27 protein-coding genes and 1 riboswitch are annotated in these 25,893 nt (G+C 70.2%); of the genes, 17 read left to right on the top strand and 10 right to left on the bottom strand.

Annotated features, from left to right (window positions below; genetic code table 11):
• The first annotated feature begins 131 nt into the window (after window positions 1–131).
• Window positions 132–989, top strand: coding sequence for a septation protein SepH (sepH, locus tag AC1DWT_RS05040; RefSeq protein WP_072944804.1), 858 nt, complete (start codon window positions 132–134; stop codon window positions 987–989).
• 72 nt (window positions 990–1,061) lie between these two features.
• Window positions 1,062–1,847 carry a DUF6928 family protein gene (locus tag AC1DWT_RS05035; RefSeq protein ID WP_477919919.1) on the top strand — a complete coding sequence of 262 codons (786 nt, stop codon included), beginning with the start codon at window positions 1,062–1,064 and terminating at the stop codon, window positions 1,845–1,847.
• 12 nt (window positions 1,848–1,859) lie between these two features.
• Here the strand turns inward: AC1DWT_RS05035 and AC1DWT_RS05030 are convergent, their stop codons facing one another.
• Both AC1DWT_RS05030 and AC1DWT_RS05025 read right to left on the bottom strand, forming a co-directional pair.
• Entirely contained in the window at window positions 1,860–2,150 is a 291-nt protein-coding gene (locus tag AC1DWT_RS05030; protein ID WP_095863628.1) for a DUF2537 domain-containing protein, read from the bottom strand.
• Window positions 2,151–2,152: 2 nt separating this feature from the next.
• Window positions 2,153–2,959, bottom strand: coding sequence for a TrmH family RNA methyltransferase (locus AC1DWT_RS05025; protein WP_072944806.1), 807 nt, complete (start codon window positions 2,957–2,959; stop codon window positions 2,153–2,155).
• A 70-nt stretch (window positions 2,960–3,029) separates the two neighbouring features.
• Here AC1DWT_RS05025 and AC1DWT_RS05020 point away from each other — a divergent pair, with 70 nt between their 5' ends.
• The 6 genes from AC1DWT_RS05020 to AC1DWT_RS04995 all read left to right on the top strand — a co-directional run bounded on the left by AC1DWT_RS05020 (window position 3,030) and on the right by AC1DWT_RS04995 (window position 9,789).
• Window positions 3,030–3,869, top strand: coding sequence for an SDR family NAD(P)-dependent oxidoreductase (locus AC1DWT_RS05020; protein WP_477919917.1), 840 nt, complete (start codon window positions 3,030–3,032; stop codon window positions 3,867–3,869).
• Window positions 3,870–3,930: 61 nt separating this feature from the next.
• Window positions 3,931–4,824, top strand: a complete 894-nt coding sequence (locus AC1DWT_RS05015; RefSeq protein ID WP_387490578.1) for an AAA family ATPase — start codon at window positions 3,931–3,933, stop codon at window positions 4,822–4,824.
• 5 nt (window positions 4,825–4,829) lie between these two features.
• The gene (locus AC1DWT_RS05010; RefSeq protein WP_095863627.1) at window positions 4,830–5,945 is read left to right on the top strand and encodes a vWA domain-containing protein; all 1,116 of its coding nucleotides are present in this window, start codon (window positions 4,830–4,832) and stop codon (window positions 5,943–5,945) included.
• Between the two features lie 96 nt (window positions 5,946–6,041).
• Entirely contained in the window at window positions 6,042–6,566 is a 525-nt protein-coding gene (locus tag AC1DWT_RS05005) for a (2Fe-2S)-binding protein (RefSeq protein WP_072944810.1), read from the top strand.
• Entirely contained in the window at window positions 6,563–8,938 is a 2,376-nt protein-coding gene (locus AC1DWT_RS05000; RefSeq protein ID WP_477919915.1) for a xanthine dehydrogenase family protein molybdopterin-binding subunit, read from the top strand. The genes AC1DWT_RS05005 and AC1DWT_RS05000 overlap by 4 nt, the downstream gene beginning before the upstream one ends.
• A complete protein-coding gene (locus AC1DWT_RS04995; RefSeq protein ID WP_072944814.1) occupies window positions 8,935–9,789 on the top strand; it encodes an FAD binding domain-containing protein in 855 nt (284 codons plus the stop codon). The genes AC1DWT_RS05000 and AC1DWT_RS04995 overlap by 4 nt, the downstream gene beginning before the upstream one ends.
• 13 nt (window positions 9,790–9,802) lie before the next feature.
• On the opposite strand, the gene AC1DWT_RS04990 is transcribed toward AC1DWT_RS04995, so the two are convergent.
• The 3 genes from AC1DWT_RS04990 to AC1DWT_RS04980 all read right to left on the bottom strand — a co-directional run bounded on the left by AC1DWT_RS04990 (window position 9,803) and on the right by AC1DWT_RS04980 (window position 13,300).
• Window positions 9,803–11,134 carry an MFS transporter gene (locus AC1DWT_RS04990; RefSeq protein WP_477919973.1) on the bottom strand — a complete coding sequence of 444 codons (1,332 nt, stop codon included), beginning with the start codon at window positions 11,132–11,134 and terminating at the stop codon, window positions 9,803–9,805.
• 246 nt (window positions 11,135–11,380) lie between these two features.
• Window positions 11,381–11,812, bottom strand: a complete 432-nt coding sequence (locus tag AC1DWT_RS04985; RefSeq protein WP_072944816.1) for an Rv0880 family HTH-type transcriptional regulator — start codon at window positions 11,810–11,812, stop codon at window positions 11,381–11,383.
• Between the two features lie 33 nt (window positions 11,813–11,845).
• Window positions 11,846–13,300 carry an NCS2 family permease gene (locus AC1DWT_RS04980; RefSeq protein WP_095863375.1) on the bottom strand — a complete coding sequence of 485 codons (1,455 nt, stop codon included), beginning with the start codon at window positions 13,298–13,300 and terminating at the stop codon, window positions 11,846–11,848.
• 76 nt (window positions 13,301–13,376) lie between these two features.
• On the opposite strand from AC1DWT_RS04980, the gene AC1DWT_RS04975 reads away from it, so the two are divergent.
• Window positions 13,377–13,628, top strand: coding sequence for a DUF2530 domain-containing protein (locus tag AC1DWT_RS04975; protein WP_072944820.1), 252 nt, complete (start codon window positions 13,377–13,379; stop codon window positions 13,626–13,628).
• A gap of 30 nt (window positions 13,629–13,658) precedes the next feature.
• Here AC1DWT_RS04975 and AC1DWT_RS04970 read toward each other — a convergent pair whose 3' ends face one another.
• Complete coding sequence (locus AC1DWT_RS04970) at window positions 13,659–14,201, bottom strand: phosphatase PAP2 family protein (RefSeq protein ID WP_072944822.1); 543 nt, start codon at window positions 14,199–14,201, stop codon at window positions 13,659–13,661.
• Complete coding sequence (locus AC1DWT_RS04965) at window positions 14,191–16,758, bottom strand: ATP-binding protein (RefSeq protein ID WP_477919912.1); 2,568 nt, start codon at window positions 16,756–16,758, stop codon at window positions 14,191–14,193. The genes AC1DWT_RS04970 and AC1DWT_RS04965 overlap by 11 nt, the downstream gene beginning before the upstream one ends.
• On the opposite strand from AC1DWT_RS04965, the gene AC1DWT_RS04960 reads away from it, so the two are divergent.
• A complete protein-coding gene (locus tag AC1DWT_RS04960) occupies window positions 16,735–16,938 on the top strand; it encodes a hypothetical protein (RefSeq protein WP_072944825.1) in 204 nt (67 codons plus the stop codon). The two genes, AC1DWT_RS04965 and AC1DWT_RS04960, sit on opposite strands and share 24 nt — an antisense overlap.
• On the opposite strand, the gene AC1DWT_RS04955 is transcribed toward AC1DWT_RS04960, so the two are convergent.
• Complete coding sequence (locus AC1DWT_RS04955) at window positions 16,935–17,783, bottom strand: DUF3027 domain-containing protein (RefSeq protein ID WP_206014831.1); 849 nt, start codon at window positions 17,781–17,783, stop codon at window positions 16,935–16,937. The genes AC1DWT_RS04960 and AC1DWT_RS04955 overlap by 4 nt on opposite strands.
• A gap of 38 nt (window positions 17,784–17,821) precedes the next feature.
• Between AC1DWT_RS04955 and AC1DWT_RS04950 the strand changes: the two genes are divergently transcribed.
• From AC1DWT_RS04950 to AC1DWT_RS04940, 3 genes are all read left to right on the top strand, one after another.
• A complete protein-coding gene (locus AC1DWT_RS04950; RefSeq protein WP_072944829.1) occupies window positions 17,822–18,616 on the top strand; it encodes a glutaminyl-peptide cyclotransferase in 795 nt (264 codons plus the stop codon).
• Between the two features lie 71 nt (window positions 18,617–18,687).
• The gene (locus AC1DWT_RS04945) at window positions 18,688–20,358 is read left to right on the top strand and encodes an MFS transporter (RefSeq protein WP_477919909.1); all 1,671 of its coding nucleotides are present in this window, start codon (window positions 18,688–18,690) and stop codon (window positions 20,356–20,358) included.
• Between the two features lie 6 nt (window positions 20,359–20,364).
• Window positions 20,365–20,850, top strand: a complete 486-nt coding sequence (locus AC1DWT_RS04940) for a DUF2771 domain-containing protein (protein ID WP_095863373.1) — start codon at window positions 20,365–20,367, stop codon at window positions 20,848–20,850.
• A 64-nt stretch (window positions 20,851–20,914) separates the two neighbouring features.
• Here AC1DWT_RS04940 and AC1DWT_RS04935 read toward each other — a convergent pair whose 3' ends face one another.
• Window positions 20,915–21,325, bottom strand: coding sequence for a cold-shock protein (locus tag AC1DWT_RS04935; RefSeq protein ID WP_005255275.1), 411 nt, complete (start codon window positions 21,323–21,325; stop codon window positions 20,915–20,917).
• A 169-nt stretch (window positions 21,326–21,494) separates the two neighbouring features.
• On the opposite strand from AC1DWT_RS04935, the gene AC1DWT_RS04930 reads away from it, so the two are divergent.
• From AC1DWT_RS04930 to AC1DWT_RS04920, 3 genes are all read left to right on the top strand, one after another.
• The gene (locus tag AC1DWT_RS04930; protein ID WP_072944834.1) at window positions 21,495–21,734 is read left to right on the top strand and encodes a hypothetical protein; all 240 of its coding nucleotides are present in this window, start codon (window positions 21,495–21,497) and stop codon (window positions 21,732–21,734) included.
• 44 nt (window positions 21,735–21,778) lie between these two features.
• A complete protein-coding gene (locus AC1DWT_RS04925; RefSeq protein ID WP_072944836.1) occupies window positions 21,779–22,156 on the top strand; it encodes a YccF domain-containing protein in 378 nt (125 codons plus the stop codon).
• Between the two features lie 234 nt (window positions 22,157–22,390).
• Window positions 22,391–22,604, top strand: a riboswitch (cyclic di-AMP (ydaO/yuaA leader).
• An 8-nt stretch (window positions 22,605–22,612) separates the two neighbouring features.
• On the top strand, window positions 22,613–23,194 hold the full coding sequence (locus tag AC1DWT_RS04920) for a transglycosylase family protein (RefSeq protein ID WP_072944838.1): 582 nt from the start codon (window positions 22,613–22,615) through the stop codon (window positions 23,192–23,194).
• A 66-nt stretch (window positions 23,195–23,260) separates the two neighbouring features.
• On the opposite strand, the gene AC1DWT_RS04915 is transcribed toward AC1DWT_RS04920, so the two are convergent.
• Window positions 23,261–23,449, bottom strand: coding sequence for a hypothetical protein (locus tag AC1DWT_RS04915; protein WP_015888783.1), 189 nt, complete (start codon window positions 23,447–23,449; stop codon window positions 23,261–23,263).
• A 60-nt stretch (window positions 23,450–23,509) separates the two neighbouring features.
• Here AC1DWT_RS04915 and AC1DWT_RS04910 point away from each other — a divergent pair, with 60 nt between their 5' ends.
• Entirely contained in the window at window positions 23,510–25,828 is a 2,319-nt protein-coding gene (locus AC1DWT_RS04910; RefSeq protein ID WP_206014828.1) for a helicase-associated domain-containing protein, read from the top strand.
• Window positions 25,829–25,893: the final 65 nt, after the last annotated feature.

The raw sequence follows: 25,893 nt of genomic DNA, 5'->3' as shown, positions 1-25,893 counted from the left end.
ACGAGGAAGCGTAGCGCGCACCCGACGCCGGAACGGGATTTACCCGCGCGTGTCCTGCCGCGCGGGCTGTCACGAATGAATTACAGTTGCCGGGGCGCAGAGTCGCGAGCCGGCGCGATAAGGAGGTCAACGTGCGAGAGCTTCGAGTGATCGGTCTCGAGCCCGATGGTTCGCACGTCGTGTGCGCAGATGCCAGTACCGGCGAAAAATTCCGGCTTCCCGCCGATGACAAACTCCGCGCTGCATCCCGCGGGGACATCGCTCGACTCGGCCAGATTGAGATCGAAATGGACAGTCAGCTCAGGCCCCGCGAAATCCAGGCCCGCATCCGTGCCGGCGCCTCCGTCGAACAGGTTGCCGACGAGGCCGGTATCCCCCTGGCGAAGGTGGAGCGCTTCGCGTATCCCGTTCTGCTCGAACGTTCCCGTGCGGCCGAGATGGCGCAGGGCGGACACCCGGTGCGCGACAACGGCCCCGCCGTTCCCACTCTCGCCGAGATCGTCACGCAGGCGTTCCGCGCGCGGGGACACAACATCGACGACGCCGCGTGGGACGCGTGGCGCGACGAGGACAATCACTGGGTCGCCCAGCTGCAGTGGCAGGCCGGGCGGACCACCAACGCGGCGCACTGGCGGTATCAACCGGACGCGCACGGTGGCACCATCGTCGCCCTCGACGACACCGCCTTCGACCTGATCGACCCCGACTTCGGCCGTCCGCTGCGCGGATTGGCGCCGGTGGCGTCCGACGAACCGGAACAGCTCGAACTCGCCGAGTTCCCCACCGAGGTGGAGGTGCCGACGATCGAGCCCGAGGAGATCATCGAGGCCGACGTCACCGAGGAGCCCGAGGACGAGCCCGCTTCGCCCGAGGAGCCGGCCGCACCCAAGATCGCCCCGCACCAGACGAACAACAAGGACAAGCGCGGCAAACCCGCACTCCCCTCTTGGGACGACGTCCTGCTCGGTGTCCGCAGCAGCGGACGCTGACCGTCGGCGCGGTAAGCAGGCCGGGAACCCGGTCGGGGTCGTACTCTTTCAGGAAGACTTCGGAAGAGGGGGATGACCGTGGGGGCCAAGGTATCAACGATCTGGTACGTCGACGTCCCCGACCCTGCGGCTGTTCTGCGACATCACCCCGAGCCTGACCTCGCTGCGGCGCGGCGACTCACCGCCCGCCTCTATCCCGGCCTGGCGGCCACCCCCACCGGCCCGGTTCCGCTGGCCGAGGCCGCGCGACTCGACGCCGCGGGGACCGTGCACATCGGTTCCTACCCCGGCATCACCGTCGTGTGCGGGCCCGATCTGGCCGTTCCCCGGCCGTCGACCCTGCCCGGAACACGCGTCCGGCCCACCGAATCCGCGAAGACGTACTACATCGCATCCAAGCCCGACATCGCGTGGGGCTCGTTCGCGATGTGGGAGGACGGGCACCTCACCCGCGCGTTCAGCGCCACGCCGGTCCACATTCACGAGGACCTCGGCATCCCCCTGGTGTGGGAGAGACCGTTCTGGGCGGGCGACTTCCCGCTCGAACATCCGCCGGGCGTGCTGCCCGACCCACAGTCGCTGCCGTTCCACCCGCAGCAGTTCGCCGAGGGTGCCAACCGGGAATGGCTGAACTTCCGGTACACGGGCGCCCCCCAGGGCACCGAGATCGACCCGAAAAAGATCACCGTACTCGGTTTCACCGTCCACCCGCCCGGCGAAGGTCCGGCGGTCGAGCCTCCCGCCGAGGTAAAACAACCCGCCGAGGTGGAACACCCCGCCCCCGAACCCGTTACCACGCCCGCTCCGCCGCCGGCCGCCCGCAAGGGCGGACTGCTCCGCCGCTACTTCGGCTTCTGACGCCCGCGGGAGTCAGGCGGCACCGACGAGCAGCGCCGACCAGCCCGCGAGAACTCCGGCCGCGGCGCCGTACACCAGCCACCGCCACACCGGTGCCCGGCGCAGTCGCCACACCGACGGCGCGACCCCGGCCACCACGACGAGTTCGAGGAACACCGCGAGCGCGGGATTGATCCGGGCGAGCTGCGAGCCGAACGCCATGATCGCGACGGCCACCACCGCCGCGGCGAACGCTGCCACGAGAAGTCCGGTGAACCACGGTGTTCCCGTCGGCGGCGGATACGGGGAATGAGGGTCCAGGATTCTCACCGGCCCGTGCGGACGCGCTCGTAGAACGCCATCGCCGCCGCCGTCGCGACATTGAGTGAGTCCGTTCCGGGTGCCATCGGGATGCGGGCACGAATGTCCGTGGCGCGCATGGCGTGTTCGGTGAGGCCCGGCCCTTCCGCGCCCAGCAGCAGCGCCACCTTCTCCCCTGTCATCGCCTCCGCCAGCGTCACCGCCTCAGGGTTCGGGGTCAGCGAGATCAGCTGGAACCCCCGCTCCCGCAACGCTTCCAGATCGTGCGGCCACTTCGTCACGTGCGCGAACGGAACCCGGAGGACGTGCCCCATCGACACCCGGACCGCCCGGCGGTACAGCGGGTCGGCACACCCCTTGCCAAACACCACGGCGTCGACGCCGAGCCCCGCGGCGTTGCGGAACATCGAGCCCAGGTTCTCGTGATCGTTCACACCCTCGAGCACCGCGACCGTCTGGGAGTGCTCGAGCACATCCGCCAGTTCGAGGGGTGCCGGGCGACGCGCCGCCGCGAGCACACCCCGGTTGAGGTGGAACCCGACGACCTCGGCCATGACGTCCGCCGTCGTCCGATAGAACGGCACGTCCACGCCGTCGAGGTCGTCGGCCAGTTCCTCCAGCCGCCGATCGACGCCGAGCAGCGCGATCGGGTCGAACCGGGACGCCAGCAGTCGCTGCGCCACCAGCACACCCTCCGCGATCACCAGGCCCTTACCCTCGGGGAGATCGGGCCGCCGGTCCGAGGAGTTGAGATCGCGGAAGTCGTCCAGCCTGGTATCGGCCGGATCTGTTATGTCGATGACGTGAACCACCGGTCCATATTGCCGTATGCGCGGCGTCACAGCGTTGACTCCCCTCCGCGGGGCGCGAAAGCTCGAAGGAATGAAGCACCTGCACGGACGCACGGCTCTGGTGACCGGCGCCTCCGGCGGTCTCGGTCGCGTCGTCGCCCGGGCCCTGGCGCGCGAGGGTGTCGCCGTCGCCGTGTCCGGCCGGCGTGAGGACCGACTCGCGGAACTCGTGGTGGAACTGCGTGCGCTCGGTGTGCGCGCCGAGGCCGTGCCCGGAGACCTGAATCGACTGGACCTGCTCGATGCGCTGATCGAGCGCGCCGAGGCGGCGGTCGGCCCCCTCGACCTCCTGGTGAACAACGCCGGAGTGGAGAACGTCTCGGCGTTCACCCGGCTCGACCCCGCCGAGCTCACCGCCATGGTCGACGTAAACCTCACCGCACCAATGCTTCTCACTCGCCGGGCGCTTCCCGGGATGCTCGACCGCGGTCGCGGTCACGTGGTGTTCGTGTCGTCGCTGGCAGCGAAGATCGGTCCGGCGTACTGCGCGCCGTACGCCGCGACGAAGGCCGGCCTGATCGGTCTCACCCAGTCGCTGCGCGCGGAATATGCGGGCGCACCGGTCGGCTTCTCCGTCGTGTGCCCCGGGTTCATCGCGGGCGACGGCATGTACCAGCGGATGACCGAACGCGGAATCAGGGCCGGCCGGATGGCCGGCGAGACCAGCACCGACAAGGTCGCCGCCACCGTGATCCGGGCGATTCGGCGGGACCTGCCCGAGGTCGTCGAGAGCGGAGCACCGATCCGCCCCCTGCTCGCCCTGGCGCAGATCGCGCCGGGACTCGCCGAGCGGGTGGCCGCGAGGTTCGGCGCCACCGCGATGTTCCGGCGGTTGAGTGAGGACCGCGGCCGAGTGGAGCCGGATGGTTGACGGCGTGCACCGTTGCCCGAGTCGGGTACCGGGGCGTGGGCACTGATCTAGGCTCGCGGACGTGAGTGATTCCACGCCGACGGTCGGTTCGCCCGCGGAACTGGCGCGGGCGCTGGGCGCCACCGGGTACCTCGCCGACGACGGCGTCGCGATGGCCGCGTTCCTCGCGATACGTATGGGACGGCCCCTGTTCTGCGAGGGCGAACCCGGCACCGGCAAGACGTCGCTCGCGGCCGCGCTGTCGGAGGCGTTCAGCCTGCCGCTGATCCGGCTGCAGTGCCACGAGGGAATCGACGCCGCGCAGGCGCTCTACGACTGGGACTTCCCGCGGCAGCTGCTGCACCTGCGGACGCTGGAGGCGGCGAGCGACGGATCCCTCGAGGCCGACGCCGTCGAACGCTCCCTGTACACCGAGCGGTTCCTGCTGGCGCGCCCCCTGTTGCGTGCCCTCACCGAAGCCCCGTGTGTGTTGCTCGTCGACGAGATCGACCGCGCCGACGACGAGTTCGAGGCGTTCCTGCTGCAGGTCCTCGACGAGAACGCCGTCACCATCCCCGAACTCGGCGAGGTGCGGGCAGCGACACCGCCGCTCGTTGTGCTCACGTCCAACCGCACCCGCGAGGTGCACGACGCCCTCAAACGCCGCTGCCTGTACCACTGGCTCGAACACCCGGATCTGGCGCGGGAGGTCGAGATCCTGCGCCGCCGCATCCCCGGCATCGGGGCCGAACTCGCAGGCCAGGTCGCGCACGCCGTCCACTCCCTGCGCGAGATGGAACTGCTCAAGCCGCCGGGGGTGGCCGAGTCGCTGGACTGGGCGCGCGCACTGCAGGAACTCGATCGGGACGTGCTGGACGCGGAAACCGCAGCCGCGACGCTCGGCGCCGTCCTCAAGTACCGCGAGGACCTCGAACGCGTGGCCCGGGCGGGACTGGACCGGCTCCTGGCGGGGTGAGCACCGTGCCCGCGACCCCGGACGCCGGCGACCCGCTGGTGGGGTTCGCCGGGTTCTCGCACGCCCTCGCGGCGGCGGGACTGCCGGTCGCGTCGGACGCCGTCGCCGCGTTCATCCGGGCCCTCCGCCAGGTGGATGTAAGCGATCCGAGTCAGGTGTACTGGGCGGGGCGCGCGACCCTGTGCCGCGGTCCCGACGACATCCCGCGGTACGACTCGGCGTTCGAGGGCTGGTTCGGCGGTACCGTCCCGTTGCACACGCCGCGGTCCGGGGAGCAGCCGCGCCGGGCCAGGTCCGCCGCCCTGACTTCGACGGACGGCGGCGACGCCGGTGGGGACGCGCCGCGGCTGCGGGTCGCGGCCGACGACGCCGAGGTGTTGCGCCACCGGGACATCGCCGACCTCACCGCGGCCGAGCGCGCGCACCTCGCCGAGTTGATCGCCACCCTGCGCCCGCGGCCCCCGACCCGCCCGGCCATCCGGATGCGTCCCGCCCGCCGGGGCGCCGTCGATCCGCGCCGGACGGTGCGGGGCATGCTCGCGGCGGGCGGCGAAGCGGTGCGGCCGAGCCACCACCGCAAGGCCACCCGGCCGCGCCGGATGGTACTGCTGATCGACGTGTCCGGATCGATGAGCCCGTACGCCGACGCGCTCCTGCGGTTCGGTCACGTCGTCGCGCGGAGCAATCCGGCGGGCACCGAGGTGTTCTCGCTGGGCACCCGGATGACCCGGCTGTCCCGGGCGCTGCGGGTCCGCGACCCGGAAGTGGCACTGGCCGCCGCGAGCCGGGCCGTGCCCGACTGGGCGGGCGGCACCCGCCTCGGCGAGACGCTGCGCGCATTCCTGGACCGCTGGGGGCGCCGCGGCGTGGCCCGCGGCGCCGTCGTGGTGATCTTCTCCGACGGCTGGGAGCGCGGCGACCCGACCCTGCTCGCGGAGCAGATGGCTCAGCTGCGCCGGCTTGCCCACGCCGTGCTGTGGGTGAATCCGCACGCCGGCGCGGACGGGTACGAACCGGTGCAGTCCGGGATCGTCGCCGCGCTGCCGTATATCGACCGGCTCCTCGCCGGCCACAGTCTCGCGACGCTGCAGGAACTGCTCGAGGTGGCGCGCCGGACGTGACCGATCCGGAAGCGGTTCCCCGATTCCGGGTGTTGTTCGGGCCCGGTCGGCGCAGAGTAGGACGTATCACCTGAGGCTCTCGGCTTTGGAGGCGCGATGCGCATCACCGTCACCGTCGACGGAACGGCATACACGGACGACGTGGAACCACGACTACTCCTCGTCCATTATCTTCGGGACCGGCTCGGCAAGGTCGGCACCGTCATCGGCTGCGACACCGGGAACTGCGGGGCGTGCACCGTTCATCTGAACGGTCACAGCGTCAAGTCCTGCTCGGTGCTCGCCGTGCAGGCCGACGGCGGCGACATCCTCACCATCGAGGGCCTGTCCCGCAACGGGAAATTGCACCCCGTACAGCAGGCGTTCCGCGACAACCACGCCCTGCAGTGCGGCTACTGCACACCCGGCATGATCATGCAGACCCTCGACCTGCTCGCCGAGGAACCCGACCCGGACGAGCGGACGGTGCGGCTGGGGTTGGAAGGCAACCTGTGCCGCTGCACCGGATACCAGAACATCGTCAGCGCGGTCCAGGACGCGGCGCAGCGGTTGCGCGGCGGCAGCACCGCCGAGACACCGAAGGACGCGAAGACCGACACCGCGCAGGGAGGTGTGCGATGACCGCCACCGCCGAACCGGAAATCGGCAAGGCCCGCACACGCAAGGAAGACGAACACCTGATCACGGGCCGCACCCGCTGGACCGACAACCTCGTCCTGCCCGGCATGCAGCACCTGGCGATCCTGCGCAGCCCGTTCGCGCACGCCCGCATCACCGGAATCGACACCTCCGCCGCCCGCGACCTGCCCGGAGTCGTCGCCGTCCTCACCGGCGCCGACCTCGCCGACGAACAGGGCAGCCTGCCGTGCGCCTGGCCGATCACCCCGGACATGAAGTCGCCGCCCGCCCCGTCCCTCGCGGTCGACCGGGTGAACTTCGCAGGCGAGGCCGTAGCGGTCGTGGTGGCGCGCAGCGCCTACGAGGCGCACGACGCACTCGAGGCGATCGACGTCGAGTACGACGACCTGCCGGTCGTGCTGGACCTCGCGTCCGCGGCCGCCGACGGCGCCGAACTCGTGCACCCCGATCTCGGGACGAACGTCAGCGCCACCTGGACGTTCGATTCCGCGGAGGCCGGCACCGGCGGCGACGTGGAGCAGGCCATCCGCGACGCCGAGGTACTCGTCGAACGCACGTTCCGGCAGCAGCGGCTCATCCCGGCGTTCATGGAGCCCCGCTCGGTGGTGGTCGACCCGACCGGCGCGCAGATCACCATGTGGTCGGCCACGCAGATCCCCCACATCCTGCGGCTCATGCTCGCGATGACGCTCGACATCCCGGAGCACAAACTGCGCGTCGTCGCACCGGACGTCGGCGGCGGTTTCGGCGGCAAACTGCAGGTGACGCCCGAGGAAGTCATCGCGCTGCTCGTCGCGCGGCGACTCGGCAAGCCGGTCAAGTACACCGAGTCCCGCAGCGAATCGATGCTCGCGGCCCATCACGGTCGCGACCAGATCCAGAAGCTGACGCTGGCCGCCCGCCGCGACGGCACCGTCACCGGCATGAAGGTGGAACTGCTCGCCGACATGGGCGCGTACCTGCGGCTGGTGACCTCGGGGGTGCCGATCCTGGGCGCGTTCATGTTCAACGGCATCTACAAGTTCCCGGCGTATCACTTCACGTGCACCAACGTGTTCACGAACAAGGTGCCCACCGACGCGTACCGCGGGGCGGGGCGACCGGAGGCGACGTTCGCGATCGAACGGATGATGGACGAACTCGCGACCGAGTTGTCGCTCGACCCACTGGAATTGCGGGCGAAGAACTGGATCACCCACGAGGAGTTCCCGTTCGACACCGTCGCGGGCCTGACGTACGACTCCGGCAACTACGAGGCCGCTACCGCGCAGGCACGGGAGTTGTTCGACTACGACGGGCTGCGCCGCGAACAGGCGGAGCGCCGCGAGCGGAAGGACCCGGTGCAACTGGGCATCGGGGTGTCCACGTTCACCGAGATGTGCGGTCTGGCGCCGTCGCGCACTCTCGGCGCGCTGGCCTACGGGGCCGGCGGGTGGGAACACGCGGCGATCCGGATGCTGCCCACCGGCAAGGTCGAGGTGGTCACCGGTTCCTCCGCCCACGGCCAGGGCCACGAGACCGCGTGGAGCCAGGTGGTCGCGGATCAACTCGGGGTTCCGTTCGAGGACGTCGAGGTGCTGCACGGCGACACCCAGACGTCGCCGCGTGGGATGGACACGTACGGATCCCGGTCGCTGGCGGTCGGTGCGATCGCGGTGGTGAAAGCCGCCGAGAAGGTGATCGCCAAGGCCAGACCCATCGCGGCGCACCTGATGGAATGCGCCGAGGACGATCTCGAGTTCACCGAGGGCCGGTTCCGGGTGAAGGGCACCGAGAAGGCGGTCGGCATCGCCGACGTCGCGCTCGCGGTGTTCGCCGCGCACGATCTACCCGACGGTGTGGAGCCGAACCTGGACTCCGAGGCGGCGTACGACCCGGAGAACTTCTCGTTCCCGCACGGCACGCACCTGTGCGCGGTGGAGGTCGACACCGAGACCGGGAAGGTCGGCATCCGCTCCTACGTGTGCGTCGACGACATCGGGCACGTGGTCAACCCGCTGATCGTGGAGGGGCAGGTGCACGGCGGGCTCGCGCAGGGCATCGCGCAAGCCCTGTACGAGGAGGCGGTGTACGACGAGTCCGGCACCCTGCTGTCGGGTTCGTTCGCCGAGTACTCGGTTCCGTCGGCAGCGGATCTGCCGTCGTTCACCACGGGCCGCACCGAGACCCCCGCCACCGGTAACCCGCTGGGCGTCAAGGGGGTCGGCGAGGCGGGGACGATCGCGTCCACCCCGGCCGTCGTCAACGCCGCCCTCGACGCGGTCCGGCAGTTCGGGGTGCGTGACATCGAGATGCCCTTGACGCCGATGCGGGTCTGGCGTGCCGTCCACACCGCCCAGGGAGGTGCCCGATGATTCCGTCGAGCTTCGATTACGTCGCCCCGACCTCCGTCGACCAGGCGGTGGCCGCGCTCGCCGAGGCCGGCGAGGACGCCAAGATCCTCGCCGGCGGGCAGAGTCTGCTGCCGGTCCTGCGGCTGCGGTTGTCCTCGCCGAGCACCCTCGTCGACCTGGGACGGATCGGCGAGTTGCGCGGCGTGCGCGAGGACGGGGACAGCGTCGTGATCGGCGCGATGACCACGTACTACGACGTGATCCGCAACCCGCTCGTCCAGGAGCACGCGCTGCTGCTCGTCGAGGCGAGCCGCACCGTCGCCGATCCGCAGATCCGGCACCGCGGCACGCTGGGCGGCGCTCTCGCGCATGCCGATCCGGCGGGTGACCTGTGCGGACCCGCGCTGGCCCTCGACGCCACCCTCACCGTGGTGGGCCCCGCGGGCAGACGGACCATTCCGGTCGCCGATTTCTTCGAGGGTTACTACACCACCACGTTGCGACCGGACGAGATCCTCGTGGACGTGCGGATCCCGAAGCACACCGGCTGGGAGGCGCGGTACGAGAAGTTCAACACGGTGGCGGAGGCCTGGTCGATCGTGGGGGTGGCCGCGACGATCCAGGTGGACGGCGGCACGATCCGGCAGGCGCGGGTGGCGCTGACCAACATGGGGTCGGTTCCGGTGCGCGCTCGCGGCGTCGAGGACGCGCTCGTCGGCAAGGCCGCGGACCCGGAGTCGATCCGGGCGGCGGCCGAGCACGCCGCCGAGGGCACCGACCCCGTCACCGACGGCAACGCCGACGCCGAGTACCGCACCCACCTCGCGAGAGTGCTGACCCGGCGGGCCGTGGCGACGGCGGTCGGCGTCTGAACGGCCCGGGCCGTCAGGACCGCGGGTCGCGGCTGGCCTCCACGGCCTGTTCGGTGGCGTCGCAGACCACGACGGGGCGCGGTTCGAGCGCGTTGCGCAGTTCGATCACCGGGAGGTGGCGGCCGGCGTCCGGTCTGCGCACCGTGATCCACACCCGCTGGTGCCGCATCAGGTACAGAGCCGCGCCGATGCCGCTGACCAGGGAGATCGCGCCGCCGATCACGAGCGGTGCGCGGGGGTCGAGGACGTCGGCCAGCCACCCCAGAACGGGACTGCCCAGCGGGGTGCCGCCGAGGAAACAGAGCATGTAGATACCCATCACCCGGCCGCGCATCTCGGACGGCACGGACATCTGCAGGATGTTCATCGCCGCCGTCGTGAACGTCAGGGTCAACGCACCGGTCGGGACGAGCATGATCGCCACCAGCGCATAGGTGGGCATCACCCCGACCAGGATCTCGAACGCCCCGAATGCGGCGGCGGCCCCGAGGAACGTGCGCAGCCGGGGCGGGGTCGTGCGTTTCGCGGCGATCGTGGCGCCGGCCAGCGTGCCCACGGCGAGCGTGGTCGACAGCAGTCCGTAGGCGTCCGCACCGCGATCGAACGTGTTGCGGGCGAGAACGGCGAGACTGATCGGGAAGTTCAGACCGAACGTGGACACCATGAAGATCGCCACCATCAGCACCCGCAGGTCGGCGCGACTCCACACGTAGCGGAAACCCTCCCGGACCTGCCCCTTCCCGCGTTCCGCCTGGGGTGCCGTGAACAGGTCGCGGGCGTTCATCATCAGCAGTGCGATCAGCACACCGGTGAACGTGCCCACGTTGAGCAGGAACACCCAGCCCGTGCCGATGAGGGTGATGAGCACACCGGAGATCGCCGGGCCGATGATGCGGGCCGTGTTGAACGTCATGGAGTTCAGCGCGATGGCGTTGGGCAGCGAGTCCTTGCCGACCATCTCGATCGTGAACGACTGCCGCGCCGGCGCGTCGATCGCGGACGCGCAGCCCATCAGGAACGCGATGAGATAGACGTGCCACAGGGCGACCAGTCCGCCGACGTCGAGCAGGCCGAGCACCAGCGCGCACAACGCCATCGACACCTGTGTCGCGATGAGGATGCGCCGCTTGTCGTACCGGTCGGCGAGGACGCCGCCCCACACGGACAGGAACAGGGTCGGGCCGAACTGCAGTGCCATCACGATCCCGACCGCGAGGGCGTTGCCGTTCGACAACGTCAGGACCAGCCAGTCCTGCGCCACCCGCTGCATCCACGTGCCGACGAGGGAGACGATCTGCCCCGACGCCCACAACCGGTAGTTCCGGGTGCGGAGTGCGGCGAACATGCCGGTCTTCGGCTGGTCTGGGGCGGTGGTCTCGGGTTCGGGCGGCACCCTTCCATCTTGCTCCCGCCACCGGAACGCCTTCGACCTGCCCCTGTGCGCGCCTCGGTGGCCGGACCGCCGGGGATTCCGATTGCGTTCTCCGGCAGATGATTTGCTCCGCGATATCGCGGGAACGGATACCTACCCAGGTTCCGGGGAGCCGAATGCCGTTGTACTGCTGGGCAGCTGCCGATCAGCTGTGGCGGTTCACTCCGAGTCGGCGACGATGGACGTGATGATGCCGACCGCGTCGCGGAGAGTCTTCAGCTGAGACTCGTCGAGCCCGGACAGCCGCTCGTTCATCCACGCCTCGCGGGCGTGCGTCTCGTCGGCGATCAGCGCGTGACCGGCGTCCGACAGCGTGACGATGATCTGGCGTCCGTCGGTGGGATGCGGTGCCCGCTCGACCAGTCCCAGTTCGACCAGCGACGCGATGACCCTGGTCATCGACGGCGGCTGCACCTTCTCGCGGGCCGCGAGATTGCCCGGCGTCATGGCGCCGTCGCGGGCGAGGGTGGCCAGTGCCGACAGCTGGGTCAGCGATACCTGGGCGTCGACGCGGCGCCCACGCAGGTGACGCGTGAGGCGCACGACAGCCAGGGAGAGGTCGCTGGCGAGTGCTCGCGTATCCGTGGTCACGGGAATGACAATACGGGACCGATCGGCCGCCGTTTACGTTACTGCGTCGGTGATCGGACCGACCGCGAAGTAGGCCACGAACAGAAGCGCCACCACCCACATCAACGGGTGAATCTTCTTGATACCACCGCTCGCAGCATTGAGCACGACCCACGAGACGAATCCGACRCCGATGCCGTTGGCGATCGAGTACGTGAACGGCATGACGATGATGGTGAGGAACGCGGGCAACGCGATCGAGAACTTCGTGAAGTCGATGTCCCGGACCTGGCCGATCATCATCGCGCCGACGACGACCAGCGCGGGCGCGGCCGCCTCGATCGGCACCACCGAATACAGCGGGGTCAGGAACATCGCGGCCAGGAACAGCAGTCCCGTCACCACATTCGCGAGTCCGGTGCGGGCGCCCTCGGCGATACCCGAAGCGGATTCCACGAAGACCGTGTTGGACGACGCGGAGGCCCCGCCGCCGACGATCGCGCCGGTGCCCTCGACGACGAGGGCCCGTCCGATGTTGGGAAGGTTGCCGTCCTCGTCGGTCAGGCCTGCCTCCTTGCCGAGCCCGGTCATCGTGCCCATGGCGTCGAAGAAGTTGGCGAGCACGAGCGTGAACACCAGCAGGCTGGCCGCGAGCACGCCGATGCGGGTGAACGCCCCGAAGATGCTGACGTCGCCGACGAGGCTGAGATCCGGAAGTTCCGCCAGCACATCGGGAGCGGCCGGAACGCTGAGATTCCAGCCGTAGGGGTTCACGCCCAGCGACGGTCCGACGCCCGCGACGGCCTCGACGATCGCGGCCAGCACGGTGGTGACGACGATGCCGATCAGCAGTCCTCCGCGCACCTTGCGCACCACCAGGACACCCATCAGCAGCACACCGAACACGAACGTCACGGTCGGCCAGGACGAGATCGATCCGTTGATGCCCAGGCCGACGGGGACGGTGGTGCCCGCGACGTCGGGGATGCGCCGCACGAACCCGGCGTCGACGAGACCGATGAACGCGATGAACATGCCGATACCGGCGGCGATGGCGGATTTCAGCTCGGCGGGAATGGCATTGAAGACGGCCGTCCGGAAACCGGTGAGCGCCAACACGACGATGATGACACCGTCGATCACGACGAGACCCATCGCCTCGGGCCAGGTGACCTGCGGCGCGATGGTGACGGCGAGGAGACTGTTGATGCCGAGGCCCGCCGCGATCGCGAAGGGGTAGTTGGCGACGACCCCGAACACGATGCTCATCAGTCCCGCCACCAGGGCTGTGACCGCGGCCACCTGGTTCACGGGGAGGATGTTGCCGAGGACGTCCGTCTTGGCGACGGCGTCGTCCGGGGAGAAGCTGCCGAGGATGAGCGGGTTCAGCACCACGATGTACGCCATCGCGACGAACGTCACCACACCGCCGCGAATCTCCGCGCCTACCGTCGAACCACGCTCGGTGATCTTGAAGTAGTTGTCGAGCAGTTTCGGAGCAGCACCCATTGTTCAGTCCCCATCGCCAGAAGTCGCGCGTCGCCCTTGGAGATTAGGGCACCACGGCGAGGGTAGCGTTCATTCGGTGAACGAAACCGCAGATCGCCGACCCCTCACTCAGCGCCTCGCCGACCCGCGACCTGCGCTGATTCTGGGAACCACTCTGTGGGCGGTCGCGATGGTCGTGGTGATCGTCACGGGCGACCGGTGGTCGGATGCGCTTCCGACGTGTATAGCCGGTGTCGTCGTCGGATTCCTCGGGTACGGATTGTTCGCGTTGCAGCGGCGGGCCGCGCGGCGCGGCAGCCGCGGGGCACAGCAGGGACTGCTCGAGTGATGCAGCAGGGACTGCTCGAGTGATGCAGTCCTAGGCCTGGCTGCGGCGGGGTCGGGTGCGGGTCAGCAGGATCCAGAATGCCGCCCACAGCGCGCCGAAGGCCCACCCGGCGAGGACGTCGGTCATCCAGTGCGCGCCGAGGTAGACGCGCGACAGCCCCACCGCCAGCGGGTACAGCACCAGCAGGAAGACGAGCGTGATCCGGACGTGCCGCACCAGCACGTCCCGGAGCACGACGGCGACGAGCACGCTCGCGAGGATCGCGGTCATCATCGCGTGACCGGACGGGAACGAGAACGACGAGATCTCCACCAGCCGATCCGGCAGTGGGGGACGCTGCCGCTCGAACAGATTCTTGAGCGCGGTCATCACGGCCAGACCGGACAGCATCGCGCCGGCGACGAGGACGGCTTCCCGACGACGGTCCTGCAGCAGGAGGGCCACTGTCAGGACGGTGGACACGATCCAGGCGGCGACCGTTCCGCCGCTGTGCGTGATGACGGTGACGACGTCCACAAGCCAGGGTGTGCGCTCCTCGACCGCGCTGTCGAGGATGCTCTGGTCAAACGACACCGGCGGCGCCCCACGTGCCCTCGGCCCACGACTCGGAACAATGGGTTGTGCCCTGCTCGTCCACCCACCACGGAACCGCGATCTCGGCGTCGACGGCACCCGTGAGCTTCACCGTGAGCCGGGGATGGACGACGACGGGCCCGCGGGGCAGGTCGCGGCCGAGTGCGGCGAAGGCGAGGACTGCGGCGGGTTCGCGATCCCACGTGGATTCCCGTCCGGAGCCGGTGACGGTGCCGCGGATCGCGGTGGAGGCGAGCGGGACGTCCAGCAGATCGGCGAGGGACTCGGCGGTGTCCAGGCTCCCGACCACCAGGCGCTCGCGCGGCACCGCGGCGGCCAGCCACGGTTCGTCCAGCACCAGCGCGTCGGCGGGGTCGACCAGGGCGCCCGTCAGTCCGCGCACGTGTTCGGGCAGGTGAAGGTCCTCGAGGTCGAGGAGGTGCCCGGCCGCGGCCGCCGCGAGCAGGCTGTGGGCCCGCGCGATCACCGCCGGGGACGGTTCGCGATCCGGGTCGGCCAGCCGGTCCAGGAGTAGCTGCGCGAGTTCCGGAGAGTCGACCGTCGCGGGGGCCAGTGCGGCGGCGAACACGGCGGATTCCGGGTGCTCGACGGGGTCGAGCAGTCCGGCGAACGTCTCGTCGGCGGGGTCGCGGAGCAGACCGAGCACCTGGCCGTCCGACTCGGCGTTGTGACGCAGCCACCAGGCCGTGTACCCGGCGCGGTCGGCGAGCAACGGACGCGTCGCCGGGTCCCGGGCGAGCATCGTCAGCGCCTGCGGCCAGCGGTCCTCGTCCACCAGATCCAGGTCGCGCACCGCCCCCATCACGTCGGGGTCGTCGTCGAGCGTGTCCCACCAGCGGTCCTCGTCGTCGAGGTCGTGGTCGGGTCCGGTGGGGAGTTCGGCGCGCAGCACGGTGAAGCCCCAGCCGACACCCACGGCGCGGAGAGCGTCCTCCCCTACCCGCTCCGCGAACGCGGAGTCCACGCACGCGAACGGCGAGTCATCCACCAGGACCTCGGCGAGTGGCGCGCCGGGCAACAGCAATTCGTCCGCACCGCGCAACTCCCCGTCGACGTCCGGCAGGGGCAGCAGGCCGAGCCACGACGGCAGGACGCCCGGGTCGACGCGGCCTGCGAGCGCGAGCACCGCGACCGAGAGTTCCTCGGCAGCTGCCGCGTCGTCGGGATCGAGGTCCTCGATCTCGGCGCGCAACGCCGGATCCGAGAGCAGGTCGACGGCCGTGGCCGTCTTCGCGCCGAGCCTCGACAGCAGCGGGTGCGCGGCGTCGGGGTGGACGAGCCTCGTCCAGTCGACACCCAGCACTCCGTCGATGTCGTGACCCAGCAACACCGTTCGCGGGCCGGTCACCGTGCGGCCGTCGGACAGCGGAACCGGGATCGACGCCAGTTCCTCCGCCGCGAGGGCGTCGACGGCCAGCGGTTCGAGCGCCGCGTACAGGCGCTGCCACCAGGACGGTGCCCGTTCGACGCCGCTGAGCAGTTCGGTGAGGCGGGCCAGGCCGAGGCGGTGGGCGTCGACGGCGGCGAGCGCAGGCGCCCAGCGGGGGCCGGACAGATCCGGGACGACCAGGCCGTCGACGATCTCGGCGAGCAGTTCCGCGAGTTCCTCGGTCAGCCCGGGAACCACCGACGCCCGGCCCGGGGCCTTGTCCTTGCCGTCGACGGTCGGCAGCCAGGGGTGCTCGCGGAGTTCGGCGACGAGATGGTCGCGCAACGCCGAGTCCACCTCGCTGCGTGCGAACGCGGGGACGGGGACCAGCGACAGTCGCTGATCGGGCGGCACCGCGGCCACGAACTCGGCGTATCCGGTGGCCAACTCGGCGATCGCGGCGCCGGGCAGGATGCGCCTGCGGTCGGGTTGCATGGCGATGTCGGCGACGAGGATCGCCGGTACCGACAGTTCCTCGTCCGACCGGGTGGGGGCGCGCAGGACATCCTCGGTCACGGGTGCGACGACGCCGTCCCGGACCGGGACGAGCCAGCGGGCCCGCCCGGACTCGTACTGCCACCAGCGGTCGTCGCCGATCGCGACCTCGGTCAACCCGGAATCGAGTGGTCGTTCGCGTCGGCGGAACTGCTTGTCGCCCACGGTGATCGAGACGAGCGCCGGGAGTTCGAGCAGAAGGTCGGGGGCTTCGCGGGCCATGTAGGCGAGCAGCGACTCGGCGTCCACGTCCTCGCGCAGCGTGAGCACGACTTCCGACTCCGCACCGGCGGCCGGGCGGTTCACGGTGGGCCACGCCAGCCGGAGAGCAGGCACACCCGCGCCGGGGTCGGCGCCGTCGAGGTCCCGCAGTTCCGCCCTGGTACGGCCCGCGGAGAACAGCACCGAACCGGACGTCGACCGCAGTTCGACCTCGTCGCTCACCGACAGCACCGCCGTGAAGCCGACGCCGTAACGGCCGACGGTGGCCCCGGACTTGTTCGACGCCCGCAGCGCGACCAGCGCCTGCACTCCCGGCTCGTCCAGCGGTGTGCCCGTGTTGGACACGCTGAGGACCCGTCCGTCGAGGTGCACGGACAGCTCTCCGGGCACTTCGGCTCGGGCCGCGGCGTCGGCCGCGTTCTGCGCCAGCTCGGTGAGGAGCCGGTCGCGGTAGCCGGCGCGGGCCAGATCGGATTCGGCCGCGGCGTCCTCCCGCAGGCGGGTGGGCGACGTGCGCCACGCGAGGAGCGTCGAATCCCTCAGGGCGGCGGTGCCGAAAGGATCGGCTAGCTGGTCGATGCGGATTCCTCGGCCTCGGTGACCGCGGCAGCCTCGGACTCGGTGCCGGCCCCCGTCTCGGTTGCGGACCGCTCGACGACCTCGACGGCGCCGTCGTCGTACGCGTCGTACTGCGGCGAACCGGCGCCCGTGGGCAGCAGGGTGTCGGAGTGGGCGCCGCACCCGTACGTCACGTCGACGACGTGCCCGTCGGCGGCCATCTCGTTGCCGCACACGCCGAACTCCCCGTGCAGGGACCCGGCGAGCGGGAGGTAGAAACCGCACAGCCCGCACGTCGACGGCGCAGCCTTGGCCATCTCGGAATCGGGGCCGTAGTCGCCGTCGTGCCAGCGCTGGGCGGCGTCGAGGCGACCCTCGAGGCTCAACACCTGCTTGCGGCCCAGGCCCAGTTCGCGGGCGGCGTCGTCGATCTCGGGGTCACCCGTCGCGACATAGCCGGGCACGAGGCGGGGGTCACCGGCCGGCGGTGCCAGCAGATCGCCCGCGGACAGGTCTCCGGGGCGAATCCGCTGGTCCCACGGGATCCAGTCGGGTGCGACCAGCGCATCGGGTCCGGGGAGGAGGGCGAGTTCGCTGACGGTGGCACGGTCCGACTCGGGATCGGCGGCCACCACCACCGCCCACTGCCAGCCCCGGTAGCCAGGAAGGTCCGCAACGAAACGGTGAGTCGCGGCGCACTCGTCCTCGGACGTGACGCCCAGATAGTCGCCGACTCCCCCTTCCTGCAGTTCGACCACTGCGGTCCGGGCGAGCTCGACGGCGTCGGTCAGTACGGGACGCGCCACTGCGCGCTCGTCGGAAGAAGCAACACTCACACCACCAGTTTGCCGCACCACCGCAAGTGCGTGCCCACCTGGGCTGTCATGCTGGTCCGATGACCGGCCGGAGGCACCTCGTCCCAGCCCTGCTCGCGGTGGCGTGGATGGTCGCCGCATGCTCCCCGCAGAGCCCCGTGGCGTCGGGCGCGCCCGGCGCGGACCTTCGCGCGGAGATCGTCCGCACCGCCGACCACGACCCGAATGCGTTCACCCAGGGACTCGAGATCGACGGCACCGAACTGCTCGAGGGCACCGGCCGCCCCGGCGAATCCTGGGTGCAGGCCACCGACCTCGACAGCGGCACCGTCCGGGTGCGCGCCGAACTGCCGTCTCCGCTGTTCGGCGAGGGCATCACGGTGAGCGGTGACACGATCTGGCAGCTGACGTGGCGGGACGGGGTCGCCGTCGTCCGGGATCGCGCGACGCTCGCCGAACAGCGGCGGGTCCCGTTCGACGGCGAGGGGTGGGGCATCTGCGCAATGCCCGGCGCGCTGGTCACGAGCGACGGCTCCCCCACCCTCACGTTCCGCGACCCGGTCACGTTCGAGCCCCGGCGCACCGTGCAGGCGGTGCAGGACGGAAACCCCGTCTCCCGGCTCAACGAACTCGAATGCGCCGACGACGGCGCGATCTACGCGAACGTCTGGACCACCGACACCCTCGTCCGCATCGATCCGTCGGACGGGCGGGTCAGCGCGGAGATCGACGCCTCCGCCGTCCGCGACGCGCTTCCGCCCGGCCCTCGGGACGTCGACGTCCTCAACGGCATCGCCCAGATCCCGGGAACGGACCGGTTCCTCGTCACCGGAAAGTACTGGCCGGCCATGTTCGAGGTGCGGTTCGTTCCCTGACAGGCCGATCTGACCAGCATTGCCCGGGGTTGCTGTGGTCGCAGGTCTCCCGACTAGGACAGAATTAGGGAGTGACCGGACCGCGCGAACCCTACGAGCCTGACAGCGGTCGGGCTCCTGACGAGAATCCCGGGCCCCCCGCTCATCCCGGCTACGACAAATACCCGCCCGCGGCACGCCCCGGAGGGCGGCGCACGCCGCTGCCGCCCCTGCATCCGGTCGGCGGCGGGCAGCGTCCCCGATCCGACGAGGAGCGGGCGGACGCCCCCAAGGCGCCACCGATGCCGCGCAAGCTCACCGTCACCCGGGTGGCGGCGATGCGCAGCCGGGAACTCACCAACAAGGGCATCGCGACGTTCCACCGTGCCGCCAAGGCGGACGGTGCGGACAAGTCGGGTCTCACCGCGCTCACCTACGCGGTGATGGCCAACAACGCGACCGACGCGGCCATCGCCGTCGCGCTGGCGAACACGCTGTTCTTCTCGGCCGCGACGGGCGAGGACAAGACGAAGGTCGCGCTGTACCTGCTGATCACGATCGCCCCGTTCGCCGTCATCGCTCCCCTGATCGGTCCGATGCTCGACCGACTCCAGCACGGCCGCCGCGTCGCACTGGCCACGTCGTTCGGACTCCGGACGATGCTGGCGATCGTTCTCGTCTTCAACTTCGACAGCTGGGTGCTGTATCCGGCGGCGCTCGGAATGATGGTGCTCAGCAAGTCGTTCTCGGTGCTCAAGAGTGCGGTCACCCCACGGGTGCTGCCGCCGGAGATCGACCTCGTGCGCGTCAACTCCCGGCTCACCGTGTTCGGGCTCCTCGGCGGAACCATCGGCGCGGGCGCCCTCGCGGGTGGTCTCGCCATGGCCACCGGTTCCGTCGGCGCGCTGTGGCTGGCGGCCGTCATCACCGCCCTCGGCGCGTACCTCTCCATGCGGATCCCGTCGTGGGTCGAGGTCACCGAAGGCGAGGTCCCCGCGACCCTCACCTACCACGGCGACGAGCACCCGACCGAGGTGATCGGACGCACCCGCGTGCTGCAGCCCGAGGCCCCGGCCACCGCGAAGACCGGCAAACGCAGGCAACCGCTGGGCCGCGCGGTCATCACCGGGTTGTGGGGCAACAGCACCATCCGCGTGCTCACCGGGTTCCTCACCCTGTACATCGCGTTCGTCGCGAAGTCGAAGACCGACCACGAGCCGCTGGTGCAGGCCGCCATGCTCGGCCTGGTCGGCGCGGCCGCCGGTATCGGCAACTTCGCGGGCAACGCCGCGGGCGCCCGGATCAAGCTCGGCCGCCCGGCCCTCATCGTGCTGCGCTGCACGGGCGCCGTGTGGATCATCGCCGTCCTCGCGGCGATCACCGACAATCTCCTGACCGCCGCCCTCGCCACGCTCGTCGCCTCGGCGGCCAGCGCCCTGGCCAAGGTGTCGCTGGACGCGTCACTGCAGCACGACCTGCCCGAGGAGTCGATCGCGTCCGGTTTCGGACGTTCGGAGACCGTTCTACAGCTGAGCTGGGTCGTGGGCGGGGCGCTGGGCGTCCTGCTGCCCACCGAATACTGGATCGGGTTCTCGGTGGTCTCCGCCGTCATGACCGTGGGGCTCGTCCAGACCGTCCTCACGTACCGCGGCAGCACCCTCCTGCCGGGACTCGGAGGAAAACGCCCCGACCTGGCCGAACAAGAAGTGACCGAGCACCACTCGACCCACCGGGCCGACCGATCGACGGGAAATGTGAAGTAAGTGAGAATGCAGGCGCGAACCAAGAAGATCCTGGCACTGATTGCAGTGGGCCTGATAGTGGTCCTGGTGGCCTTCGTCGGAGTCGTCTACACACTGGTCCGCAACTCCTCGCCCCGCCTGCCCGAGATCACGGCCTTCGCGCACGACCGGGCCGAGCAGGTCGCCCCGCTCGGCTACTGCAACCTGTACCTCGAGGACTGCGAGACCGGCGACATCGCCGAACTCGACGTACCCCCCGGCTCGTCGCTGCAGCTGTCGTTGCCGCAGGAGATCGTCGACGCGCCGTGGCGCATGCTCATCGTGTACCAGGATCCTTCGGGCCAGCTCCTCGTCCAGGAACAGGCGCACCGCGCCGGTGAGACCCGCGCCGTGACCGTGCCCTCCTCGGAAGACCTGCAACTGGCCGGCGTCGAGATCCAGCTGCCGTCCGCCGTCGTCGACGAGCAGGGGCTCACGCAGGCCCGGGCCGCCTGGTCGATCAAGACCGCCTAGAACGACACGCTCACGAAGAAGGGCCCCGCGCTGTCACAGCGCGGGGCCCTTCTCGTCGGACGAATCAGCTGTCGAGTTCGCGTGCGACGGCGCGGACCACCTCGGAGATGCGCTGGGCGGTCTTGCGGTCGGGGTACTTGCCCTTGCGCAGGTCCGGCTGGACCTTCGCCTCGAGCAGCGTGATCATGTCCTCGACCATGCCGTGCAGTTCGTCCGGCGTGTGCTTCTTGGCGGACGGCTCCTTGCGCGCGGCGTTCTGACGCAGCGACGGCGCAGGGTCGAGCACCTTCAGGCTCAGCGCCTGGGGTCCGCGTCGACCGGCGGCCATGCCGAACTCCACACGCTGACCGGCCTTGAGGCCCTCGACGCCCTCGGGAAGAGCGGACGAACGCACATAGACGTCCTCCCCCTCCTCCTGCGACAGAAAGCCGAAGCCCTTTTCGACGTCGTACCACTTCACCTTGCCGGTCGGCACCGCGTTCACCCGCTCATCACTTGGAGTGCAGTTGGTTGCACTTGGTATTTGTTGCACTTGGTATGCAAAACAGCGCGCCCCACCTCTGGTGCGGGACGCGCAGTGCCCACAGTCTACCTTGCAGACACCCCCTCCGGCATTCGGGTTTCCAGGCACTATCGTTGCTGGTGTGGCCCACGAATCGACTCCTTCGAGCACTCCTCACACACCCCGGAGGGGCGACGGACTCCTGCGGGTCGCGCTCGCTCTCTTCGCGATCGGCTTCGTCGCGATCGTGGCGATCTTCCTGACGCCGGTGCTCTCCGATTCCGAACCGGGTCTCGTTCTCTACCTCATCGCCCTCGCCTGCCCGATCGGATTCCTGCTCGGAATCGTGGCGGCACTGAGGCAGGGCAGACGCTCGCGCTGACACACCCGATCACCGAGGCATTCCCAACCACCGAGGGGACGATCATGAGAATTCTGCTCAACATCATCTGGCTGGTCTTCGGCGGTCTGTGGCTGGCGCTGGGGTACTTCGTCGCCGGAATCCTGTGCTTCATCCTGATCATCACGATCCCGTTCGGCATCGCGTCGTTCCGCGTCGGCGTCTACGCGCTGTGGCCGTTCGGGAAGACCGTGATCGACAAGCCGACGGCCGGTGTGGCCTCGCTGATCGGCAACGTCATCTGGTTCATCATCGCTGGTCTGTGGCTCGCGATCGGGCACGTCGTGACGGCAATCGCCATGGCGATCACGATCATCGGGATCCCGCTCGCCGTCGCGAACATCAAGATGATTCCCATCTCGCTGATGCCCCTCGGCAAGGACATCGTCGACGCACCGCAGTGATGTGAGCTTCCTCACATAACGACCCGGTAACGGAAGGGCAACGGGACGGCGATACGCACGTCTCGTCGCCACTAGCTGGGAAGAGTCCCGGCGCGCCCAATGAGGCCCCGCAACAGGCGAAGACACTCCGCGTTATCAAATGGTGACACTGCGGCCTCGGCCCGTTACCGTCGTCACCGGCCGATGAAACATCGGCCACGTCCGGCCCGCCGCGCCAAACCTCGTCCCGCGGGTACCGGAGTCCCGACGAAGCATTCCAGGGACGAGGACGGGGGACCCAAAGTCCTCCAGGGAACGCAAGTTTCCAGACGGACACCGGTCCGAATGTGCCTCGCACAGTCGGATCTTGGGGTGAAGCCAGACCCTCTCCAGCCAGGAGAGGCGAGGCCGGGCGACCTCTCAGCCCGAACCCGACAGCTGACCTCGCAGGCGCGTGTGGAGAGGATCTCTACCACTATGAGCGGACGCCATCGCAAGCCCACCACCACCGGCCGCACCGTCGCCAAGGTCGCCGTCACCGGCGCCATCATGGGCGTCGCCGGAGCAGCCTTCTCGGGCACCGCGAACGCGGCACCCGACTCCGACTGGGACCGCCTCGCGCAGTGCGAGTCCGGCGGAAACTGGGGCATCAACACCGGAAACGGCTTCCAGGGCGGACTCCAGTTCTCCCCGAGCACCTGGAACGCACACGGTGGAACCCAGTACGCAGCCACCGCCAACCAGGCCTCGCGTGAACAGCAGATCGTCGTCGCCGAGAAGGTCCTCGACTCCCAGGGCTGGGGCGCATGGCCGTCCTGCTCCTCGAGCCTCGGCCTGAGCAGCGCACCCACCCAGCGCACCGCCCCCGCCACCGTGCCCGAGGCGCCCGCGGCGCCTGCCCTCCCCGACATCACGGGCGGCGTCCCCAGCACCAGCGGCACCTCGCAGTACGCCGGCGCCGTCGACAGCGCGATCGAGGCCGTCAAGGCCCAGGGCATCGCGATCGATCCCCAGATCCTGCAGCTCATCGACGCGAACAAGGGACTGCTCCCGCAGTAATCCCCGCAACTCACAGAAGAGGGGCCCTGCACCGATCCGGTGCAGGGCCCCTCTTCTGTCGCATGGTCAGCGGTTGATCACCGTGTGCGGGTGCGCGTACGGCAACGACTCCGCCGGCAACGGGAACTCGGTGTCCTCGCCGAACGGGGACAATCCGCCCGCACGGGTCGACGACAGTTCGGTCACGGCGTGATCTCCATCGGCGGTTTCGGGCCACCCTGGATCCACATACTGCTTCTTCGAATTGTTAGCCACGGTGCCATTTTGACAGGAGCATTCGGCGACGTACAGCCCAGGTCTCTAATCTGATAGTCGATGACCGACACCGACGACACCATCGCGAGCACCAACGGCACCGCAGTCTCCCCCCGCGGCGCCGCGACGCTCGCGGACTGGCTGGCCGCGCGCAGCGACGCAGAACTGACGGATCTGCTCCGCAGGCGCCCCGATCTCGCGGTCCCGCCGCCGGCCACGATCGTCGTCCTCGCCGGCCGCGCCGAGCAACGGGCCTCGGTCGCCCGGGCGGCCGACAACCTCACGTCCCTGGACTTCGGTGTCCTCGAACTCCTGGCGCTCGAGCGCGCCGACGAGGTGCCCGTGCCCCGGGCCACCCTGCAGGAGGCGGTGGGGTCGCGGGCGACGAAGAAGACCGTCGACGCCACCCTCGACGGCCTGCGGTCCGTCGGGATCGTCTGGGGCGACAAGACGACGCTGCGGATCGTTCCCGCCGTCGTGGCCACCATCCCGTGGCGCGTCGGACGCAGCGCCGAACCCGTCGAGACGCTCGACGAGGCCGGGATCACGGCGGCGCTGGCGGGACTGCAGACCGCCGAACGGGACATCCTCGAGACCCTGGCGAAGTCGAGTTCGATCGGGCGGACCCGGGACGCGGCTCCCGGGACACCCCCCGACCGTCCCGTTCAGCGGCTCCTCGCCGCCGGGCTGCTGCGGTGGATCGACGACGAGACCGTCGAATTGCCGTTCCAGGTGCGGCAGGTCCTGCGTGGGGAGGCCGTCTTCGACCCCACCTCGCTGGCCGCACCCGGTGTGACGGGCCGCAAACACAAGCCGGCCGACATCAACGCCGCCGCCGCGGGTGAGGCTCTCGAACTGGTCCGCCACTGCGAGGACGTCGTCAAGGCGCTCGGCGAGATCCCGGCACCGGCTCTGCGGGCGGGTGGTCTCGGGGTCCGGGAACTGCGACGGATCGCCAAGACGTCCGGCATCGACGAGAACCGGCTGAGCCTGCTCGTCGAACTGCTGTCGGCCGCGGGACTGATCGCGAGCGGCACCCCGGACCCGGCGCCGACGTCCGACACCGGGGAGAACTACTGGGCCCCGACCACCGTGGTCGACAACTGGCTGACCTCCCCGGTCGCCCGGCGGTGGCACGCCCTGGCCGCGGCGTGGCTGGAACTGCCGCGCATGGCGTGGTTCATCGGCATGCGCGACGCCAACGACAAACCGGTCGCCGCGCTGTCCGAGGAAGTGCGCGCGCCGTCCGCGCCGCGGGACCGGCAGGCGATCCTGGGGCTGCTGGCGGAACTGGGCAGCGGGCACTCGGCCGACCCCGCCGAGGTCAGTCGCCTCCTGGCCTGGCGCCGCCCCCGCTGGGGCGCCCGGCTGCGGGTCCACGCGGTGGAACGCACCCTCGAGGAAGCCGCGACACTCGGCCTCGTCGCCCGCGGCGCGCTCAGCTCCCCCGGACGTGCGCTGCTCCACGGCGGCGACGCCGAGGCCGAGATGCACGCGTCACTGCCCGAACCCGTCGACCATGTTCTCGTCCAGGCCGACCTCACCGTCGTCGCCCCGGGACCGCTGACCCCCGACCTGCTGGAGCAGATCACCCTCGTCGCGGACATCGAGTCCGCCGGTGCGGCGTCGATGTACCGGATCAGCGAGGACAGCGTCCGGCGCGCCCTCGACGTCGGGATGACGGCGGCGGAACTGCACAGCCTCTTCGCAACCCGGTCGCGCACGCCCGTCCCGCAGTCGCTGTCGTATCTGATCGACGACGTCGCGCGGCGGCACGGCCGGCTCCGGGCCGGTGTCGCGGCGTCGTTCGTCCGCTGCGAGGACCCGACGCTGCTCGCGGAGGTCCTGGCGTCGCCGGTGGCCGCCGCCCTGGCCCTGCGCGCGCTGGCGCCGACGGTGGCGGTGTCGCAGGCGCCGCTGCGGGAAGTGCTGGGCGAATTGCGGGCCGCCGGGTTCGCGCCGGCAGGCGAGGACTCGTCCGGTGCCCTCGTCGATCTGCGCCCACGCGGCGCCCGCGTCCTGACCCGGCGCAAGGCGCCCGCGAGCCGCCTCCCGGCCGTCGCGACGGACGCCCAGCTCGACGCGGTCGTCCGGACGCTGCGCGCCGGTGACCTGGCGGCGTCGGCCAAGGGTTCCGGCAGCATCCGGTCCGACGGGTCGCGGGCCAGCAGCGCCGCGACCATCGCCCTGCTCAACGCCGCGGCGCGCGAACGCTCCAGCGTGACGATCGGTTACGTCGACGCGCAGGGCGTGGCGACGCACCGCATCGTCGATCCCGTCAGCGTCGGCGGCGGCCAACTCGACGCCTTCGATCCGGCGAGCGGCGCGGTTCGCCGGTTCACCCTGCACCGCATCACGTCGGTCGCCAGGGTCGACTGACCCGTGAGTACTTGTTAACCGCGGGACGTTAACAAGTACTCACAGGTCGCATAACGATTCTGCGC

The organism is Rhodococcus sp. P4_B6 (assembly GCF_056402215.1).
The sequence above is the reverse complement of the archived record's forward strand: the minus strand, read 5'-3'. Positions and strand labels throughout refer to the sequence as shown.